18 protein-coding genes are annotated in these 19,967 nt (G+C 64.4%); 7 read left to right on the forward strand and 11 right to left on the reverse strand.

What is annotated here, in order from left to right:
* The first annotated feature begins 9 nt into the window (after positions 1–9).
* From ACBG85_RS16710 to ACBG85_RS16725, 4 genes are all read left to right on the forward strand, one after another.
* Positions 10–1,149, forward strand: coding sequence for a polyprenyl synthetase family protein (locus ACBG85_RS16710; protein WP_372024066.1), 1,140 nt, complete (start codon positions 10–12; stop codon positions 1,147–1,149).
* Between the two features lie 2 nt (positions 1,150–1,151).
* Entirely contained in the window at positions 1,152–2,744 is a 1,593-nt protein-coding gene (gene crtI / locus ACBG85_RS16715; protein ID WP_372024068.1) for a phytoene desaturase family protein, read from the forward strand.
* Positions 2,745–2,842: 98 nt separating this feature from the next.
* Entirely contained in the window at positions 2,843–4,420 is a 1,578-nt protein-coding gene (locus tag ACBG85_RS16720) for an alpha-(1->6)-mannopyranosyltransferase A (RefSeq protein ID WP_003941737.1), read from the forward strand.
* Between the two features lie 10 nt (positions 4,421–4,430).
* On the forward strand, positions 4,431–5,375 hold the full coding sequence (locus ACBG85_RS16725) for a phytoene/squalene synthase family protein (RefSeq protein ID WP_064689161.1): 945 nt from the start codon (positions 4,431–4,433) through the stop codon (positions 5,373–5,375).
* Positions 5,376–5,395: 20 nt separating this feature from the next.
* On the opposite strand, the gene ACBG85_RS16730 is transcribed toward ACBG85_RS16725, so the two are convergent.
* Positions 5,396–5,764: an Rv2175c family DNA-binding protein gene (locus tag ACBG85_RS16730; protein WP_075833441.1), complete on the reverse strand. Its 369-nt coding sequence runs from the start codon at positions 5,762–5,764 to the stop codon at positions 5,396–5,398.
* Between the two features lie 303 nt (positions 5,765–6,067).
* On the opposite strand from ACBG85_RS16730, the gene pknB reads away from it, so the two are divergent.
* Both pknB and ACBG85_RS16740 read left to right on the forward strand, forming a co-directional pair.
* Positions 6,068–8,131 (forward strand): Stk1 family PASTA domain-containing Ser/Thr kinase, encoded by a 2,064-nt coding sequence (gene pknB / locus ACBG85_RS16735; protein WP_003941667.1) that lies wholly within the window; start codon positions 6,068–6,070, stop codon positions 8,129–8,131.
* A gap of 27 nt (positions 8,132–8,158) precedes the next feature.
* Complete coding sequence (locus ACBG85_RS16740) at positions 8,159–8,587, forward strand: protein-tyrosine phosphatase family protein (protein WP_003941706.1); 429 nt, start codon at positions 8,159–8,161, stop codon at positions 8,585–8,587.
* Positions 8,588–8,671: 84 nt separating this feature from the next.
* Here the strand turns inward: ACBG85_RS16740 and ACBG85_RS16745 are convergent, their stop codons facing one another.
* The 8 genes from ACBG85_RS16745 to ACBG85_RS16780 all read right to left on the reverse strand — a co-directional run bounded on the left by ACBG85_RS16745 (position 8,672) and on the right by ACBG85_RS16780 (position 15,302).
* Positions 8,672–10,057, reverse strand: a complete 1,386-nt coding sequence (locus ACBG85_RS16745; protein ID WP_007730070.1) for a class II 3-deoxy-7-phosphoheptulonate synthase — start codon at positions 10,055–10,057, stop codon at positions 8,672–8,674.
* A gap of 90 nt (positions 10,058–10,147) precedes the next feature.
* Positions 10,148–10,639: a polyadenylate-specific 3'-exoribonuclease AS gene (locus ACBG85_RS16750; RefSeq protein WP_003941683.1), complete on the reverse strand. Its 492-nt coding sequence runs from the start codon at positions 10,637–10,639 to the stop codon at positions 10,148–10,150.
* 66 nt (positions 10,640–10,705) lie between these two features.
* Positions 10,706–11,512: a 1-acyl-sn-glycerol-3-phosphate acyltransferase gene (locus ACBG85_RS16755; RefSeq protein WP_218694892.1), complete on the reverse strand. Its 807-nt coding sequence runs from the start codon at positions 11,510–11,512 to the stop codon at positions 10,706–10,708.
* A gap of 94 nt (positions 11,513–11,606) precedes the next feature.
* The gene (locus ACBG85_RS16760) at positions 11,607–12,647 is read right to left on the reverse strand and encodes an ROK family protein (RefSeq protein ID WP_020969875.1); all 1,041 of its coding nucleotides are present in this window, start codon (positions 12,645–12,647) and stop codon (positions 11,607–11,609) included.
* Between the two features lie 124 nt (positions 12,648–12,771).
* Complete coding sequence (locus ACBG85_RS16765; RefSeq protein WP_372024072.1) at positions 12,772–13,167, reverse strand: hypothetical protein; 396 nt, start codon at positions 13,165–13,167, stop codon at positions 12,772–12,774.
* Positions 13,164–14,414 carry an ArsA family ATPase gene (locus tag ACBG85_RS16770; protein ID WP_218694893.1) on the reverse strand — a complete coding sequence of 417 codons (1,251 nt, stop codon included), beginning with the start codon at positions 14,412–14,414 and terminating at the stop codon, positions 13,164–13,166. Before ACBG85_RS16770 ends, ACBG85_RS16765 begins: the two co-directional genes overlap by 4 nt.
* Positions 14,415–14,852 carry an SRPBCC family protein gene (locus ACBG85_RS16775; protein WP_003941701.1) on the reverse strand — a complete coding sequence of 146 codons (438 nt, stop codon included), beginning with the start codon at positions 14,850–14,852 and terminating at the stop codon, positions 14,415–14,417.
* 63 nt (positions 14,853–14,915) lie between these two features.
* A complete protein-coding gene (locus tag ACBG85_RS16780) occupies positions 14,916–15,302 on the reverse strand; it encodes a hypothetical protein (RefSeq protein WP_003941776.1) in 387 nt (128 codons plus the stop codon).
* 159 nt (positions 15,303–15,461) lie between these two features.
* On the opposite strand from ACBG85_RS16780, the gene ACBG85_RS16785 reads away from it, so the two are divergent.
* Positions 15,462–17,273, forward strand: a complete 1,812-nt coding sequence (locus ACBG85_RS16785; RefSeq protein ID WP_007730067.1) for a long-chain fatty acid--CoA ligase — start codon at positions 15,462–15,464, stop codon at positions 17,271–17,273.
* An 82-nt stretch (positions 17,274–17,355) separates the two neighbouring features.
* Here ACBG85_RS16785 and ACBG85_RS16790 read toward each other — a convergent pair whose 3' ends face one another.
* Both ACBG85_RS16790 and ACBG85_RS16795 read right to left on the reverse strand, forming a co-directional pair.
* Positions 17,356–18,483: a glycosyltransferase family 4 protein gene (locus ACBG85_RS16790; RefSeq protein ID WP_003941734.1), complete on the reverse strand. Its 1,128-nt coding sequence runs from the start codon at positions 18,481–18,483 to the stop codon at positions 17,356–17,358.
* Positions 18,484–18,561: 78 nt separating this feature from the next.
* The gene (locus ACBG85_RS16795; protein ID WP_372024075.1) at positions 18,562–19,920 is read right to left on the reverse strand and encodes a peptidase MA family metallohydrolase; all 1,359 of its coding nucleotides are present in this window, start codon (positions 19,918–19,920) and stop codon (positions 18,562–18,564) included.
* Positions 19,921–19,967: the final 47 nt, after the last annotated feature.

A 19,967-nucleotide genomic window follows, 5' to 3' on the forward strand; every position in this document is an offset into this window, starting at 1 on the left:
ATACCGATCTTGGAGGCCACCCTGTCCGCAGGAACCGCGCGCGTTGGACAGAGTTCGACCAACACCGCACCGCATCCGACCTCACTCGAACTGCCAGGTCTGTTCGAAGCAGCGCTCCGCGACTTCTTCGCTTCACGCCGCGAACCCGTCTCGAACATCGGCGGTGGATACGAGGAGGCCGTCAGCACCCTCGAGGCCTTCGTCCTGCGCGGAGGAAAGCGCGTCCGACCGTCGTTCGCCTGGACGGGATGGCTCGGCGCCGGAGGCGACCCGAACGGTAAGGGCGCAGACGCGGTGATTCGTGCGTGCGCCGCCCTCGAACTGGTGCAGGCCTGCGCGCTCGTCCACGACGACATCATCGACGCATCCACGACCAGGCGCGGCTTCCCGACCGTTCACGTCGAATTCGAGAACCAGCACCGAGACGAGGAGTGGAGCGGCGATTCCGCGCACTTCGGCGAGGCCGTCGCCATTCTTCTCGGCGACCTGGCCTTGGCCTGGGCGGACGACATGATCCGAGAATCCGGGATCAGCCCCGAGGCGGCCGCACGTGTCAGCCCGGTCTGGTCGGCAATGCGCACCGAGGTGCTCGGTGGCCAATTCCTCGACATCAGCAATGAAGCCCGAGGCGACGAGACCGTCGAGGCAGCCATGCGGGTCAACCGCTACAAGACCGCCGCGTACACGATCGAACGCCCACTGCACCTCGGCGCCGCGCTGTTCGGTGCGGACGCCGAGTTGGTCGATGCCTACCGGACCTTCGGCACGGACATCGGTATCGCCTTCCAACTTCGCGACGACCTGCTCGGTGTCTTCGGAGATCCGTCCGTCACGGGCAAACCGTCGGGCGACGATCTCATCGCCGGTAAGCGAACTGTCCTGTTCGCGATGGCGCTTGCCCGCGCCGACGCCGCAGATCCGGCGGCAGCAGAACTGCTCCGCAACGGAATCGGCACCCAGCTGACCGACACCGAGGTCGACACTCTGCGCCAGGTGATCACCAATCTGGGCGCCGTCACCGACGTCGAAACGCAGATCGACACCCTCGTCGAGGCAGCTGCGAACGCCCTCGACTCGAGCACGGCAACGGCAGAGTCCAAGGCTCGCCTGACCGACATGGCGATCGCGGCCACGAAGCGAAGCTACTGACTGTGGCACACGTGCACCGCACTCGAACCGTCAGCTCGCCGACCGATCGAGTCGTGATCGTCGGCGCGGGACTTGCCGGACTGTCTGCGGGGTTGTATCTGCGTGGCGCCGGCCGCGACGTCACGATTCTCGAGAGCAACAGCTCGGTCGGTGGGCGAGTCGGTGTCTACCAGGGCAATGACTACAGCATCGACAACGGCGCAACGGTGCTCACGATGCCCGAACTCGTCGAAGACGCGCTTGCCGCCGTCGGTGCCGACCCAGCCTCGACAAACCCCAAATTCGTTGTGCACAAGCTCGATCCGACGTACCACGCGCGATTCGCAGACGGCACCGCTCTCGATGTCCACGCCGACCCAGAAGACATGGCTGCCGAGGTCTCCCGTGTCTGCGGGCCGGAAGAAGCGCAGCGATACCGTGCATTGCGGCGATGGCTGAACCGGATCTTCGACGCGGAATTCGACCGCTTCATGGACGCCGACTTCGATTCTCCCCTCGGACTGGTCAATTCGCGTGACGCAGTCAAAGATCTGAGCCGGCTCGTCGCACTGGGAGGATTCGGGAAACTGGGCGGGCAGGTGGATCGCAAGATCCGCGACCCTCGCCTCCGGCGGATCTTCACCTTCCAAGCGCTGTATGCGGGCGTTGCTCCGTCTCGGGCCCTCGCGGTGTACGGGGCGATCGCTCACATGGACACCTCACTCGGCGTCTACTTCCCCGAGGGCGGGATGCGCACGATCGCCGAGTCGATGGCCGACGCCTTCACCGAGGCCGGCGGAATTCTGCATCTCGGCCGCACTGTCGAACGCCTCGAGGTGAGCGGACGGCGCGTGCACACCGTTCACACACGCGACGGCGAGCGCTTCGACTGTGACGCCGCCGTCCTCACTCCCGACATGGCCGTCACGGACTCGCTCTTGCGCCCACATACGCGATTGCGCCCGCGCCCGGTGCGTACATCGCCGTCCGCTGTCGTGATTCACGGCACTGTTTCCTCCGCGGTCGCCGACGAATGGCCCGCGCAGCGACACCACATGATCGACTTCGGCGAGGCGTGGAAGCGTACCTTCGCCGAGATCACGGCACGCCGCGGCCGCGGGCGGCTGATGAGTGATCCGTCACTGCTCGTCACCCGACCGGCGCAGACCGACCCGAGCCTGGTCTTCTCGCGAGACGGCCGGATCCGTGAACCGCTGTCAGTCCTCGCGCCGTGCCCGAATCTGGACAGTGCAAGGCTCGACTGGTCGACTCTCGGCCCGGCCTACGTGCGTGAAATCATCCTCACGCTGCAAGAACGTGGCTATACGGGACTGGTGGAGGGGTTCGATATCGATCACATCGACACCCCGCAGACCTGGCTCGAAAAGGGCATGGCCGCGGGTAGCCCGTTCGCGGCGTCACACACCTTCACCCAGACGGGGCCGTTCCGACGCAAGAACCTCGCCCGCGGCTTCGACAACGTCGTTCTCGCCGGATCGGGAACCGTTCCGGGGGTGGGAGTACCGACCGTTCTGCTGTCCGGACGGCTCGCCGCCGAACGTATTACCGGTACACGCGAGCGAGCCAGCGCGGTGGGCACTCGTGCGAGCAACTAAACTAGCCCCTCGTAACCGACCATTCATCCACGATTCACCGACTCGGGCGCTGCATGCGCCGATCGACACCGATCTCCTCGGGGGAGGAACCTGCACCGATGACGTCCTCTGCCGCAGCCACTGAAAGACCGTGGCACCTAAGGGCCGCCAATTTCCTTCGGACTCCCGAAGGTCACAGTGCACTGCTCGGTTTCTTCGGCGCAGTCATGATCACTTTCGGCGGATTCGGTGCCGGTAGCGTCCGGCGCCAAGATCCGCTGCTCGAGTCGATGCATCTGTCCTGGCTCCGTTTCGGCCACGGATCGATTCTGTCGGCGGCCATCGTCTGGATCGGTGTCCTGTGCATGATCGCCGCCTGGGTTCGACTGGGCCGCTCGACTCTGCGCGGTGACGTCTCGTTGCGCGGATTGCGCTACGTCGTCCCGGTCTGGACGTTTCCGCTGCTGTTCGCGGTGCCCATGTTCAGCCGTGACGCCTACTCCTACCTGGCGCAAGGCGCGTTGTTGCGCAACGGCTTCGACCCGTATGCCGTCGGCCCCGTCGTCAATCCGGGAATCCTGCTCGACAACGTCTCCAACGTGTGGACAACGACAACTACCCCGTACGGTCCGGTTCACCTTCTCCTTGCCGACGCCATCGTTCGGCTGACCGGTGAGAACGTCATCGCCGGCACGATGCTGTTGCGGATCACGATGCTCCCCGGACTCGCCCTGATGATGTGGGCCGTTCCCCATCTCGCGACGAAGCTCGGCGGAAACACCTCGATCGCCCTGTGGCTCGCAGTACTCAATCCCCTCGTCCTGATCCACCTGATCGGCGGCGTTCACAACGAGATGCTCATGGTCGGCCTCATGGCCGCAGGCATTGCGCTCGCTCTCGAACGCAAGCACCTCTTCGGGATCGGGCTGATCGCGCTTGCCGTCGCGATCAAGGCAACCGCAGGCGTCGCACTTCCCTTCATAGTCTGGATCTGGATGATCCATGAGCGGGAGGACGCCGCAGCCGCCGGGCGAGAACCGGCGTCACCGATCCGATCGTTCGTCAAAACGGCCGGCGCAGGTTTCGCGGTGTTCGTGGCGGTACTCGGATCCACCTCACTGATCGCCGGAGTCGGCCTCGGCTGGACGACGGCACTCTCCGGTTCGGCAAAGATCATCAACTGGCTCTCGCTGCCCACGATCGTGGCGCACATCGGAACCATGGCAACCTCCTGGTTCGCCGGCGACCATTTCAACGACATCCTCGAAGTCTCCCGGACCATCTCGGCGGTTGTGTTGATCGCGATCATCGCCGTCGTGTGGTGGCGCTACCGCAAGACCGAGCGCGACGCCGTCATGGGCATCGTGATCGTGATGGTCGCCATCGTCGTTCTGTCCCCCGCAGCACTCCCCTGGTACTACTCCTGGCCGCTGGCAGTAGCTGCCGGTTTCGCAATGTCGCCGACGACTCTCGCCGTACTGACCGGGCTGTCCACCTGGCTGATGCTGGTGTTCCAGCCGGACGGATCGATCGGCCTGTACACCTTCCCGCACGTGGCTCTGGCCATCGTCGCTGCCGTGATCGCGGCGATGTCCTTGCAGACGGAAGACCCACTGCGACTTCGTGGACGCAAACACGAGAAACCGATCGAAATGACGTCAGCCGCCTCGGCGCCCTCGACGTCAGGATCTGCGTGATCCGCGTGTCATGAACGCACTGCCTGCGTCCTATGAATTCTGCGAGGACGTGACGAGGGAACACGGCCGAACGTACTTTCTGGCCACCCGGTTGTTGCCCGTACCTCGACGCCGCGCAGTTCACGCGCTCTACGCATTTGCTCGCGTCGTCGACGACATCGTGGACGAACCCTCGGGTCCGCATGAACGAGGCACGGTGCTCGCCGACGTCGAACGTGCAGCCGTCAACGCACTCGACAACCCCACTGCGACAGGTGGCTTCCCGTCGACGGTTCCCCTCGACCTGACACGCGTACTCCCCGCCTTCGCGGATGCTGTGAAGACGTTCGACATCCCGCGCGCATATTTCGACGCCTTCTTCGAGTCCATGCGGATGGACGCCCCCGACACGGCGAAGTTTCGACCCGTCTACGACACGATGGACGAGCTTGCCGAGTACATGTACGGCTCCGCCGTCGTCATCGGTTTGCAGATGCTCCCGATTCTCGGAGTGAGCGTTCCGCAGCAGGAAGCTGTAGTGCCCGCGTCGAATCTCGGTGAGGCGTTTCAGCTGACCAACTTCATCCGCGACGTCGGTGAAGACCTCGACCGGGGACGTCTGTATCTACCGGCAGGCGAGTTCGCCGCATTCGGGGTCGACATCGAGATGCTCGAGCACGGGCGCAGAACCGGAACGGTGGACGTTCGGGTCAAGCGCGCGCTGGCGCACTTCATTGCCGTGACGCGGGGGCGGTATCGGTCTGCCGAATCCGGCATCCCGATGCTCGATCGGCGGGTCCAGCCGTCGATCCGCACGGCTTTCGTGTTGTACGGAGCAATTCTCGACCAGGTCGAGCGCGCCGACTTCCGGATACTGCATCGACGTGTGTCCGTTCCCGGACGCACGCGACTTCGAGTCGCTGCGCCGGGTCTGGTCCGGTCGGCAACCTACGCGGCGAAAAACCGCATGCGGTGAGTTGTCAGAAGGCCGGCAGCTCAGAAAGCCATGGCCTGTGCGCGGCGGATGACCTCACGCGCGAGATCACCATGCAGTGCGTCCACCGGGCGCCCCGGCAGGGAATCGTCGGCCAGGAACAACCAGCGGAGGATTTCGATCTCGGTGTAACCGCCGTCGTGCAGCACCGCCAGCAGACCGGGCAGCCACTTGACGATCTGGCCGTCCTCGCCGAAGAACACTTCGGGGACACCGAGAACGCCATGCCGCTTGACTGCGATGATCTTGTGATCGCGAAGCAACTGGTGAACCTTGCTCACCGGCAACCCGACGTTCTTCGCCACATCCACAAGCTGGAACAGGGAAACCGAAGAATCCAGGACATCATCACAATAAGGAATCGCGCTCACCGCGAGAAGTTTATCCGGTCCGGCGAACCCGCTGTGTACCGCCCGGTGCAGTGCTCGAAACTGCCGCTCCGCTCAGGTCACAGCGCTCTGTGACGTTGTCGAGACTTCCGCGTCGGTATCGCTGGCTACGATGGACGGGATGCGGCGTATCAGTAACCGGGATTTCGCGGTGGATGTGAATCGGTGCCCTCACTGCGGGAACCAGTACGCGGTATACAACCACCCACATGCTGACAGCTACCACCCAGACCGCAAGCAGACAGATCGCAAGCACGGAGGAACAGTCATTACGGAGGTCGAGGGTTGATCGGCGAAATGCTCGAGCGCCGCTATCGAGTGGACGCACCGATCGCGCGCGGCGGTATGTCGACCGTGTATCGAGGCCTCGATACACGGTTGGATCGGCCTGTCGCGATCAAGGTGATGGACCCGCAATTCGCCGGCGATCCAGCGTTCCTGACTCGTTTCGAGTTCGAGGCCCGGGCCGTGGCCCGACTCAAGCATCCGGCCCTTGTGGCCGTCTACGACCAAGGCAGCGATCGCAATCACGTGTTCCTCGTGATGGAACTCGTCGACGGTGGAACCTTGCGTGAACTCCTTCGTGAGCGCGGACCGATGCCGCCACACGCAGTCGCTGCAGTCGTGGCACCTGTCCTGGACGCGTTGGCGGTGGCGCATCGAGCGGGACTGGTTCACCGTGATGTCAAACCCGAGAACATCTTGATCTCGGACACCGGCGAAGTGAAGATCGCCGACTTCGGATTGGTGCGTGCAGCTGCGGCAGCAACCACCACCTCCAACAGCGTGATCCTCGGCACCGCGGCCTATCTGTCGCCGGAACAGGTGACGTCAGGAATTGCCGACACTCGAAGCGACGTCTATTCCACCGGCGTGTTGATGTTCGAACTTCTCACCGGTACAACACCGTTCACCGGCGATACGTCACTCTCCATCGCCTACCAACGCATCCACGACGATGTCCCGCGCCCAGGTTCACGTATCCCCGGTGTACCGGCGCAGTTCGATCGTCTGGTTGCCGAAGCCACTCACCGCGAGCCCGCACATCGTTTCGCCGACGCCGGTGAGATGGCAGCTGCACTTCGCAGTGTGAGCGAGCAACTGGAACTTCCGTCATACCGCGTTCCCGCTCCGCGTCGAAGCGCCCAGCACCAGAGCGCGCAAGTTGCCCCGGCCCGGCCACAACCGGCGCCTGCGCCTCCCACGGAGGTACACCCGAACTCTGCTGCGCGCCCGAACCCTGCTGCCACGACGGTATTGGCGTCCGGCGTGGCCCCGGCTGTGGCAGCCACCACGGCGCTCGGCACGGGCTCTCCTCCCCCTGGCGGTATCCAGCACACTCGCGCGGTCACCGCACAAACTGCTCGTCCGGCGACGGTCGACGGCGACTCGGATTTCGACGACGGTTCCGATTTCGGCGACGACCACCCGGGGCACGACGATCCGCATGCTCATTTTGTCGAGGCACGTCGTAAATCGCGACGAGCCACCCTGATCTGGCTGCTCGTCATCGCGGTCCTCGCGCTCGCGTTGGGCTTCGGCGGATGGTGGATGGGCTCGGGCCGCTATACAGCTGTTCCCTCGATCGACGGGCTGACCAAGGACACTGCGGTCACCGCTCTGCAGGACGCCGGGCTCTCCCCCGACGTCCAGGGTCAGTACTCCGACGCCCAACCCATCGACACGGTGATCGGGACGGACCCGGCCTCCGGCTCGAGGGTTACCAAAGGCTCGACCGTCGCGCTGCTGACTTCGCTCGGGCGTCCGACTGTCCCGCCCATTCCGGCCGGCGGCGACGTCTCGGCCCTGGGCGCACAACTCGCCGACCGCACTCTCGTCGCGGTCGACGGCGGGGACACATTCAGCTCCAAGATCCCGATCGGCGGCGTGGCCGCGCTCGACCCGGCACCGGGAACCGAAGTTGCCGTGGGCTCCTCGGTCAAGGTCATCACATCCAAAGGGTCACCGCCCGTGGACATTCCCGATGTGAAGGGCATGTCCGAGAACGCTGCGCGCGCCGCCCTCGACAAGGTAGGCATCTCAGTCAGCACCACCAGAACAACGTTCGACGACGCCGTCGAGGGCGGTAGCGTGATCGGCACCGATCCCGCAGTCGGGTCCTCCGTCAACGCCGGCACCTCCGTGGTTCTGCTCATCTCCGATTCCGTCAAGGTTCCCTCGCTGATCGGCCGCTCCGTCTCTTCAGCACGCGAAGAACTCGGCCGCCTCGGCCTCGAGATCACCGTGCGTCAGCTCACCCAGAACGACAGCTCGGTCATCATCAGCCAGAGCGTCAAGAACGACCTCGTTGCCAAGGGCACCGACATCAGCGTCGTCGCAATTCCCTGACAGTCCGCTTCGGCCTAATCTGAATTCATGGCCACGTGGGAACCCGAGAGCATTGGGATACTCGACTTGCCGTCGGGGAGATCGATTCGGGGTCGAGGACTCCGCAATCCACTTCCTTCGGGACCTCTCCCCACCTTCGGCGTCTATCTGACCGGTAAAGAACCTCCCGACACCGAGTGGGAGTCGGAGTGGGTCCGCTGGCGAGATTTCTGGTTGCCTAGCGATCCCGATGCGCTGCGCAGGGCCTTGCACGAAGTGTGGGTGCGCTCGGAAACCGAAAGAGTCGAGATCGCGTGCGGTGGTGGATACGGCCGCACCGGAACAGCGTTGGCCGCTCTTGCCGTCATGGACGGAGTGCCCAGTAAGGACGCCACCGCGTACGTTCGCGCACGTTACTCACCTCGCGCCGTCGAAATGCCCTGGCAGCGCCGATTCGTCACACGATTCACGCAATAGCGAACGCCCCCACCTGCGCGAGCGGGTGAGGGCGTTTGCCGAAAATCAATGCCGGGCGCGAATCAGCTTCGGCGAAGCAAGGTTTCAGCCTCGCAGCATCTCGGCCACGAGGAACGCGAGCTCCAACGACTGTTGGGTGTTCAATCGGGGGTCGCACGCCGTCTCGTAGCGACCGCCGAGATCGAGGTCGGAGATGTCCTGCGCGCCGCCGAGGCACTCGGTGACGTTCTCACCGGTCAGCTCGACGTGGATGCCACCCGGATGCGTGCCGAGACCGTTGTGGACCTCGAAGAATCCCTGAACCTCGTCGACGATGCGGTCGAAGTGGCGCGTCTTGTACCCGGTGGAGGCTTCGTGGGTGTTGCCGTGCATCGGATCGCACTGCCAGATGACCTGGTGACCGGTGGCTTGGACCTTCTCGATGATCGCCGGCAGCAGGTCGCGGACCTTGCCGTTGCCCATGCGCGAGATCAGAGTCAGACGACCCGGCTTGTTGGTGGGGTCGAGACGCTCGACGTATTCCACCGCCATTTCCGGCGTCGTGCTCGGGCCGATCTTGAGGCCGATCGGGTTGGACACCAACTCGGCGAAGGCGATGTGCGCGCCGTCGAGCTGACGAGTGCGGTCACCGATCCAGAGGAAGTGAGCCGACAGGTCGTAGAGCTTGGGGTGATCGCTGTCGTTGTCGAGACGCAGCATCGCGCGCTCGTAGTCGAGAACCAGGGCCTCGTGGCTGGCAAAGATCTGTGCCTGGTGCAGGCTCGGATCGGTGACGCCACACGCGTTCATGAACTGCAGGCCGCGGTCGATCTCGGCTGCCAGTTGCTCGTAGCGTGCGCCCGCGGGCGACGCTGCGACGAATTCGCGGTTCCAATCGTGCACCTTGTGCAGGTCGGCCATGCCGGCGCCGGTGAGTGCGCGAACCAGGTTCATCGCGGCGCTGGCGTTGGCGTATGCACGCACCAGTCGCGAAGGATCGTGGGCGCGGACTGCCTCGTCGGCGACGAGCGAGTTGATCATGTCGCCGCGGTAGGACTTCAGACCCAACGAGTCGATGTCGGCCGAGCGCGGTTTGGCGTACTGGCCGGCGATGCGAGCGACCTTGACGACCGGCATCGAGGAACCGTAGGTGAGCACGACGGCCATCTGCAGCAACGTGCGGATGTTTCCCTTGATGTGCGGCTCGGTGTTGTCCGCGAAGGTCTCGGCGCAGTCACCGCCCTGGAGCAGAAATGCCTCACCACGCGCGACCTGCGCGAGACGCTCTTGCAGCGCCTCGACTTCGCTGGCCACCGTGATGGGAGGCACGCTCTCGAGCACAGTCCGCATGGCGGCCGCCTGGTCAGCGGGCCACGAGGGCTGCTGAGCAGCGGGCTTCGCGAGCGCCTCGTCGAGCTGCTTACGCAGTCCGGCAGGCAGCGGCGGGAGTTCGGGCAAGCGGTCGATCGGCACGTCGACAGTCCAGTTCACCTCTACAGGATATTCGCTCGCTCGTCGGCGCGTCACACAGGCTCTCGATCGCAGCCCAATCGGAACACTTCCCGCGCACCGAAACCTGGGTCAGCGAAGTGACCGTGCAGCCGAAATGGCGTCGAACTTCACGAGGTTGTGCCTGGCGTCGGCAAGTGCGTCGTGTGCGTCGGCGGGCGCCGACGGGAGGGCAGGACTGCCGTTGTCTTCCCAGAACTGTCGGAGTTCGCGGGTGTACCGCGGCATCGACTGCGGTAGTTCCGTCATGTCGCCCCACAACTGGCACAGCGCGACGTGGTCGTAGGCGGCGACCCACGCCCAGAGCTCCGGAACCACCATCGGCCGCGGAACGAAGAATTTCAGAAGATCGTCGCGGATCTTCTCGCGTGATTTCCACAGCGGCGACGAAGGCTGCGGCAACTTCGGCAGCACGTTCTTGCGCACCCAACTACCTGCACGGGCGGGATCGAACTCCGTCGAAACCGCGTAGTACTCTCGGCCGTCCTCACAGACAACGCCGATGGACACGAGATCGATGGTTCGACCGTCTTCGATGAATTCACAGTCGTAGAAGTAGCGCACGTCCGAAAACTATGCCGCACGCGCAGGCTCTGGAGCCAATGCGCGTGCGGCCGGTGTGGGAAATCTCTAGCTGGCTTGTGCGTCCGGGAGCGAATCCTTGTCGGTCTTCGCGGATTCCTTCGACTCGGCCGAGGCCACGAGATCGACAACCGACTCGCTGCCTTCCGCCGGAACGTCGACGGCAGCTTCGGGTTTCGTGAGCGCCTGGTTCTTGAGGCTCGCCGCGTAGATGTCCACGTACTCCTGGCCGGAGAGTTTCATCAACTTGTACATCACCTCGTCGGTCACAGCGCGCTCGACGAAGCGGTTTCCGCCCATGCCTTCAAAGCGGGAGAAATCGATGGGTTCGCCGACGATCACGGTGACCTTGGCGGGACGCCACATCCGTGAGCCGATCGGATTCATCTTGTCGGTGCCGACCATCGCTACCGGGATCACCTTGACGCCCGATTCAAGTGCGAGGCGCGCCATTCCGGTCTTGCCTTTGTAGAGGCGACCGTCAGGCGAGCGCGTCCCCTCGGGGTAGATACCCAGCAGGCTGCCCGAACCGAGGACCTTGAGACCGGCGTTGAGTGCATCCTGCGCCGCGTCTGCACCGGTTCGGTCGATGGGGACCTGACCGACCGCGGTGAAGAACCACTTCTGGAAAGCGCCCTTCAGACCGGAACCGGTGAAGTACTCACTCTTGGCAAGGAACGTGATGCGGCGGTTGACGCGAAGCGGAAGGTAGAACGAGTCCAGAACCGCCTGGTGATTGCTGGCCAGAATGGCCGCCCCGTCAGTCGGAATGTTCTCGTGACCCTTGACCGTCGGACGCCCGAGCAGCCAGAGAATCGGCCCCAGCAACACATACTTGAAGAGCCAATACCACACGGCGTCCCTCCCATTCACAGCTGAATTTCGCTGAGTACGACCTTACTGCCGACCGGTAACCCCCGCTACACACGCCCCTGCAGGATCGACCCGATCACAGTCCGGCAGACGTGGTTCCAGCGCCGTCGACCCCACCGAGATCCTGAGGCACTACCGATCGGGCCAATGCGGCGGCGCCGACCATGCCCGCAGCTTCGCCCAGCTGAGCGGAACGGATGCGGGCCAGTGGGCGGTGCTTCGCCCCGGTCAACAATGTCGCGTACTGCTCGCGGGCGTCGTCGAGAAACAGTGGGGCAGAACTCGCGACGCCGCCGGCGATCACGACCAGATCGGGATCGTAGACGTCACCGACCATGGCCAGACCCACGGCCAGCCAACGGGTGAACTCGGCGATCGTTGCCAGCGCGAGTGGGTCACCGTCCTGCGCGGCGTTGGCGATCCGGCGACCGGTGAGCGAACCAGGATCCACCGCAACCTCACGCGCCAGGACCGTCGACGCGGCCGGGTCGGCGGCAAGCAGTTCGATTGCCGTGTCGACGAGCGCCGTTCCGCTGCAATAGCGCTCCCAACACCCACGTTTGCCACACGCGCACTGACGCCCGCCCGGAACGACCTGGATGTGGCCCAGTTCGGGGGCGACGCCGTGACTCCCCCGGTACAGCTCACCGTTGATCAGCAGCGCACCACCGATGCCGGTCCCGATTGCCACCATCACGACATTGCGGCCACCTGCGGCCGCGCCGAATCGATGCTCCGCGAAAGCCGCTGCATTGGCGTCGTGTTCGAGAACGACCGGCAAGCCGAGCCGCTTGCTCAAGTCACTTCCGACCGGCGCGTCCACCCACGGCAAGTGCGGAGCGAACCGAACCGAGCTTCGATCGGAGGTGATGAAGCCGGCGACCGCCAACCCCACGGCCGATACCTCGTGCCTGGTGACCAATTCGCGCACGACGCGATCGAGACCGTCTTCGAGTGCCCTGGCCGACTGCGGGGTCGGGGCTTGAATCATCTCGAGCACTTGTCCGTCGACGTCCACGACGGAGGCCCTGATACTCGTCCCGCCGACGTCGATGCCGACCGTCAAGATGTCGTCCATGGTGGAGTCGGAGACCGCTTTCAAGCGGCGCGCGCTCATCGCGACGATTCCCGCGCGAGCGGCGTCCGCTGGAGTGCGCACCCTGAATCGGTGCCTCGTGCGTCGGTGACCATTGTGTCGATTGTGCTCATCTCGGGCCGTTCGCTCTACCCGGGGTACTGAGTCAGTCCTTGACCGACACGTTGATCGGGACAAATGCCGCCGTCCGAGTTCGCTCCGCACCTGGCGTCGTCGGACCGCCTTCGGGTCCACGATCGGGACCTGACGGCCCCCCGAGAAACTCGTCGAGAATCTCACGAAGCAACGCAAGGAATGCTGCTGCTTGACCCGCGAGGAATGCCAACAGTTCGTGGTGCTCACCGCGAACCAGTGCGGCGAGGGCGCACACCGGGCACCAGCTGCAGCCGGTGAACACCGGCTGCGTGTCCGTGGACGCCGAGTCACTCGCAACGTCGGCCGTCGCTGCTGCGGCCTTCTGCAGCACCGGTTCCAGGCGCGTCAGAACGGTTTCCGCCAGCGCGCGAAACTCCGCGACGAGGCGCTCGTGCTCTTCGCTCATACCGGCCACACCGCGGGATCCGGGCTGAACCGGATGATCAGGTAACTGCCGTCCAACTCCGCCCCGTTCACGACACAACGACGCAGCACCGACGCCAAACGAACTCTGCGTCGTACGCCGTCTGCTCCCACCAGCACATCGTCCTCCACCCGGCCCAACGACAACGACGACGGATCCACGAGCGGAAGGTACATCCGCATCACGTACACCGAATCGACTCCGGTCCCGGACTCCAACGACACCACGATGTTGTCCGCGGTACCGACGGTGCCCGAATCCGTGCCCGTTCCACCCTCGAACGTGGCCGCGATCTCGCCCAGAGCGGCCAACCCTACCGGTTCGGCGCAAGCGCGTTCGACCGTTGTGACGGACATTCCATCGGTTGATCCACGCAGTTCGTCCACGACGAGTGCCTGAGCCGCCCGGATCGACGCGAGCCACTGCGCCGCCGGTGAATCGTCGACACCCTTCCCGGCGGACGAGTTGAACTGCGGGACAAGGTTGTTGACCACAATCCCGTCAACTCGCAACCCGGCCAGAGCCAGCCCGGACAACGTCCGACGAGTCGCCGCGACCGACACGCCGTCGGCCGACGTCACCACACGCACGCCGGTGTTCTCCCGATCCGAGAGGTGAACCGCGATCCGATCCACCGACGCGAGCACGCGTTCGACGACGGACACGAGCAGGAGCAGCCGCATGTCCGTACCTGTCACAGCGACCATCCGCCTGTGCCGCGGCCACAATCGCTCGAGATACTCCGACACCATCGACGGCGAGCCGAGTATCCGCAGCGCTTCGGCGGCGGCCGGACAGTCCACGATCACGAGGTCGTAGTCGCCGCTGTCCGAGAGGTCGACGATCTCGGCGAGCCCGAGCATGTCTTGGATGCCCAGGGATCCCGTCAACTCTTCCGGTTCCAAGCCCTCGAACGACGAACCGTGTTCGTGATCTCCCGCTCCGAAAGTTCCTGCAGCGTCGATCAACCCCGACAATCCTCGGAACTTGTCCTCGAGGAGCGCTGACGTGTCGAGTTGCCGGACGTCGAGACGCTCGGTGAGAGATGTGGTCGTTCGCGGATTCGGCACGGCCAGGACGTCTGCAAGAGAACCTGCCTGATCGATCGACACGAGCAGCACTCTCGCCCCATCGGTCGCAGCCGACACAGCAGTCGCTGCGGCAAGCGTCGTCGTGCCTACTCCGCCTTTACCGACGAACAGTTGGACGCGCGATCGTTGCTCCGGCACTCAGCCCTCGACTCGCTTCTTCAGTTCCTTCAGAGCTGTGTCGGTGATGATCTTCTCGGCCTTGCGCTTGAACAGTCCGATCATCGGAATCGTCAGGTCGACCGTCAACTCGTATGTGACCGACGTGGTGCCGTTCGGGCCGGGCTCGAGTGTGTACGAACCGAATTGGGACTTCTGAATCTCGCCCGAGATCAGCTCCCAACTCACCGCCATACCGTCCGGTGCCCACGAATACTGCAGTTCGTAGGTGTCCTTCACCATCCCCGCGTCGAGGACGAAACGTACTCGGTCCGCGCGGCCGCCCTGTCCCGGCGCCGTCACCTCGACGGACTTCGCCGCGGCCACCCACTCGGGGTACCGCTCGAAATCGGCGATGACGTCCATCACGGCGTCGGCAGGAGCGTCGATGCTGATCAACCCCTTGGTCTTCTCGGCCATACGACTGCGCTACCTTCCTTCGTCAAAAGTCCAGAACCTGCACAACGTGCAGTGCTTCGATTATCAGTCCGGTGCTACTCCGGCGGCACGTCCCGCTTCGAGTTCGCGTTTGAGCTGGAACGACATGACCTTGCCATCGACCCGACGCTTGCGGTTCATCCCGGCGAGGTCGAGGGTCGCCAGATCGGACGGCGATACGCCGACCGGCTCACAGTGCAGGAAGTAGTGCGCGATCGTCCCGTCCATGACCGGTTCGAGCCACACCTCCATGGTGCCGACCAGCTGACCTGACACTCCCCAACGGAATCCTGCGGGACCGCGATCTTCCCGGACTTCGAGCTCGAGATCACTGAACCAGCGACGCCACTGCGCGCGCGAGGACAACAGTTCGGCGACCCGCTCGGGCGGGGCGGCGATGAAAGTCTGGTCTGCGACCTGAATGCTGCTCACCGAAGTAGCTTCACATATCGCGTCCGCGAAGCGTCGAGGGGTGTCGCAACACTACATACCGGACAGACTGTAAGCCTGGCCACAACTGCGTCGGACATGCGACTACAGTAGGAGACGAAAACCCTACTCGTCAGTATTTCGCAGTGTCGGAGGTATTTCGTGCCTGAGTTCAGCGCACCCCAGACGTTCACCATTCCCGAGGATGCCTCCGCGGTCGACTCGGTCTTCGCCTTCGCGAAGACGAAGCCGGCGGCGGTTGTCTACAAGCGCAAAGTCGGAAATGCATGGGTCGATGTCACTGCAGGCGATTTCGCCGCTCAGGTGACTGCCGTCGCCAAGGGCCTCATCGCGATCGGAGTCGAGCAGGGCGACCGCGTCGGCCTCATGTCGGCGACGCGTTTCGAATGGCCGCTCGTCGACTACGCCATCTGGGCAGCCGGTGGCGTGACGGTTCCGATCTACGAAACCTCCGCAGCCGAGCAGGTTCGTTGGATTCTCGAGGACTCCGAAGCAATCGACCTCATCGTCGAGAACGACACTCACGCCGCGACCGTGAAGGACGTCGCTGCAGCCGCACCCGCGCTGCGCACGGTCTACCAGATCGATGCCGCGGCGGGCGGTAAGGGTGTCGTCGAGGAATTGACCGCACTGGGCGCCGACATCTCCGACGACGACGTCCACGCCCGCGTCGCGGCACTGAAGGCATCCGATCCCGCGACCCTGATCTACACGTCGGGCACCACGGGCCGACCCAAGGGCTGCCAGCTGACGCACTCCAACCTGATTGCCGAGTCGAAGGGCATCCTCGACTCCAACCTCGGCACGCTGCTCAAGACTCCTGGCGTCCGCACGCTGATGTTCTTGCCGCTCGCGCACGTTCTCGCTCGCGCAGTCAGCATCGCGTCGTTCGACGCCGGTGCAGCGCTGGGGCACACGAGTGACATCCCGAACCTCGTTCCGACGTTCGGCGAGTTCAAGCCCGACTTCATCCTCTCGGTGCCGCGCGTGTTCGAGAAGGTCTACAACAGCGCACGCGCCAAGGCGCACGGCGACGGCAAGGGAAAGATCTTCGACGCGGCCGCAGACACCGCCGTCGCGTGGAGCGAGGCGCAGGACAAGGGCGGCGCCGGCATCGTTCTCAAGGCCAAGCACGCTCTCTTCGACAAGCTCGTGTACTCGAAGCTGCGCGCAGCGCTCGGCGGGCAGTGCCAGCTGGCCATTTCCGGTGGTGCACCTCTGGGCGCTCGACTCGGCCACTTCTTCCGCGGTATCGGCGTCACGATCTACGAGGGCTACGGACTGACCGAAACCACCGCGGCCTTCGCCGTCAACACCATCGGCGCACAGAAGGTCGGTTCTGTCGGAAAGCCGTTGGCCGGCAACTCCGTTCGTATCGCAGAAGACGGCGAAATCCTCCTCTCGGGACCGGTGGTCTTCACCGGCTACTGGCGCAACGAGAAGGCCACCGCCGAGTCGATCGAGAACGGCTGGTTCCACACCGGCGACCTCGGCACCGTCGACAAGGACGGCTACATCACCATCACCGGCCGCAAGAAGGAAATCATCGTCACGGCAGGCGGCAAGAACGTCTCCCCCGCTCAGCTCGAAGATTCCCTTCGCGCGCACCCGCTGATCAGCCAGGCCATCGTGGTCGGCGACCAGAAGCCTTTCATCGGCGCCCTCATCACCATCGACGCCGAAGCTCTTCCCGCCTGGAACGAGCGCAACAACAAGGCCGCAGGAACCACAGCGGCCGACCTGGTTTCGGACGGCGAACTGGTCGGCGAAATCCAGGACGCCATCGACGAGGCCAACAAGCTCGTCTCACACGCCGAGGCGATCAAGAAGTTCCGCATTCTTCCGGTCGACTTCTCCGAGGACACAGGCGAACTCACGCCCACGATGAAGCTCAAGCGCAACGTCGTGCACGAGAGCTTTGCCGCCGACATCGAAAAGATCTACGCCAAGTAGGTTTTCGGCAAGCAGCTTCTCGCAGCAACGAACGGCCCGCACCGAATTCGGTGCGGGCCGTTTGCGTTCGAGTCCCGGTAGCTCAGCCGAGGAGATTACGCAGCTTCGAAGCGAGCGTGTCCCACTTCCAGTCTTCGGCAACCCATGCCCGGCCGGCTGCTCCCATCGCGGCCGCGCGATCACGATCGGACAGCACCTCGATCACGGATTCGGCGACGTCGCGAACAGAGGTGCCGTCGACCACGAGCCCGGTCTTGTTCTGCTGCACCGTTTCCGGAGCGCCACCACTGCGCCCGGCGATGACCGGCACACCGGTAGCCGAGGCCTCGAGGTAGACGATTCCCAGTCCTTCGACGTCCAATCCGGCGCCTCGGGTACGGCACGGCATGGCGAACACGTCGGCGATCGTGTGGTGCGCCGCCAACTCTGCGGCGGGCACCGTGCCCGTGAAGACGACGTGATCGTCCATCCCGGTCTTACGCGCCAATTGGCGGAGATGGTCCTCGTACGGCCCACCTCCGACGATCACCAGTACCGCCCCGTCAATGCTCTTGCGTACGGTCGGCAGCGCCTTGATGAGCATGTCCTGCCCCTTGCGTGGCACGAGCCGCGACAGGCACAGGATCGTGGGCCGCTCGCCCAGCCCGTATCGCTTACGCAGTTCCGCGCGGGCGACCGAGTCCGGGTGGAACACTGACGTGTCCACTCCGGAAGGAAGGTGCTCGAGCGCCGCTTGCGGGCCGAAGGCCGCCGAGAACCGCCCACGGGTGTATTTGCTGACGAACGTCACCGCATCGGTGTGGTCACCGATCACACGCAACGACTGCCGCGCACCGGGAATCATCGACCATCCGACCTCGTGGCCGTGAGTACTCGCGATCACTCGGCTCGCTCCGGCGCGTCGAACAACCGGTGCCAACAACGCCAACGGTGCTGCCGCACCGAACCAGACCGACTCGCAGTCGTGCTTCTTGACCAACTTCGCGGCTCGACGAGCGACAAAGGGCGACGGCAGCATCAGCGTCGTCGGGTGCCGAACGACCTCGAAAGGCTGTGCCGCATCGAACTTCTTGTGCGAGTCGCCCCGCCACCGCGGTGCGTACACCACCAACTTGTCCGGCGGCAGATGCCCGGCGAACGTGTGGAGATAAGACTGGATACCTCCGGGGCGAGGAGGAAAATCGTTGGTCACCAAGAGGGTCCGGCGCATCCGTCCACCGTAGGGCACTCGGTGCTTCAAACGTGCGAAGGGCACCTCGCCGCTGCAATCGACCCAGCCGCGAACTACTCAGCCCAGATGGCTGTTGGTCCAGTCGACCCATCCGGTTCGCAATTCTTCGGTTCCGACGCCAACGACCGCTCGGATCCGCGAATCGAGGTCTTCGGCCGTCATCTTTCCGGAGGCGAGAGCGCGAAAGAGGTCGGTCAGCTTTGCTTCTCCGAATCGATCGGCGATATACGCGTTGATCGACCACGCCGATTCGTACGCCAGTGAACTCACGACCGGTACACCGCTGAACTGCGTGTCGTCCGGAAACTCGGTCGGAGTATCGCCGGAGCGTACCGCTGCCGCCAGAGTCGGCGCGATCTCACCCCAGGCCCGCGAGGATCCACGGTTTCCCGCGTATTCGGCAAACCCTTCCAATACCCACATCGGCGACCCGTCACGGGTTTTCGATCGGGCGGCTATGTGCATCAGTTCGTGGCGCAACACCGTTCGCCTGGTGATGTCGGTCAACCTCGAAGCCGCGGCAGGCGAGAAGACCACTCGCTGGCCACTCACGTCGGATGACCCGTCCGCCGTCGCATCCGCGACCGACACTGCGGCAATCGAAGCGCCGTCGTGATGGGAGCCGACCAGTGCGGTGAATTCCTCAGCGGACCCCGCCACCATGAGCACCGCGCGCTCGGACCACCACGGCCCCCACAACTGCGTCGTGTTCTCGATGGCTGAGTCCACATCGGCAGCCAAAGCGTCGACGAACGCCTGCTGACCCGGGTGGCCGATCACCAGCGCGTTACCCGCAGAATTCTCGGCGACGGCAAGCGGGCCGAAGTCCCAGGGGCCGTTCCAGGATTCGCCCGCCGTTCGGGCGCCGTCCAGTCCGACGATCGACCCGTCCGCAAGAACCGACCACTGATCGCCGCGTTTCGCGAGCGTCATGGACACTGCCTTGCGCGTGGGCAATGCGTCGACGCCGTCGAGGGCGTACCGCAACAGAACTTGCGCATTCCATACTTCGACGTCTCCGTCCGGCGCACCGGTTCGCGGCGCCGGAGTCAGGCCGCCGCTGGGAATCTCGTATCCCCAGTCGGAGAATTCGAGCGCTCCCGCTGCAGTGGCTCGTCGAACTTCCGCCTCGAGCGCACCGGGTGCGGCGGCACTGTCGACGAACTTCGCCAGCCCCGACGGATCGTCGGACATCTGAGCCGCGGCCCATGCATCGAGAAAGCTCTGGACTTGAGCGCTGCGTTCCGCGTCCTGTTCGGCGGCGGCATTTTCGTCGGAATCGGACCTGTTCGTCAGGAAGATCGTCAGGCCCAGAACGAGCACCACGGCTACACCGAGCGCCACGAGGGCCGGATACTCCCAACGGCGTGGTCGATCTGCGCCGACGTCGGGCGTCGTCATCGGTTCAGTCGGCACGGTGCCGAGTGTAGGAGAACTCGACTCGACGCTTCACGGCGGCTGGC

Origin of the sequence: Rhodococcus sp. NyZ502, assembly GCF_041464245.1 — a bacterium.
Taxonomy (GTDB): domain Bacteria; phylum Actinomycetota; class Actinomycetes; order Mycobacteriales; family Mycobacteriaceae; genus Rhodococcus_F; species Rhodococcus_F qingshengii.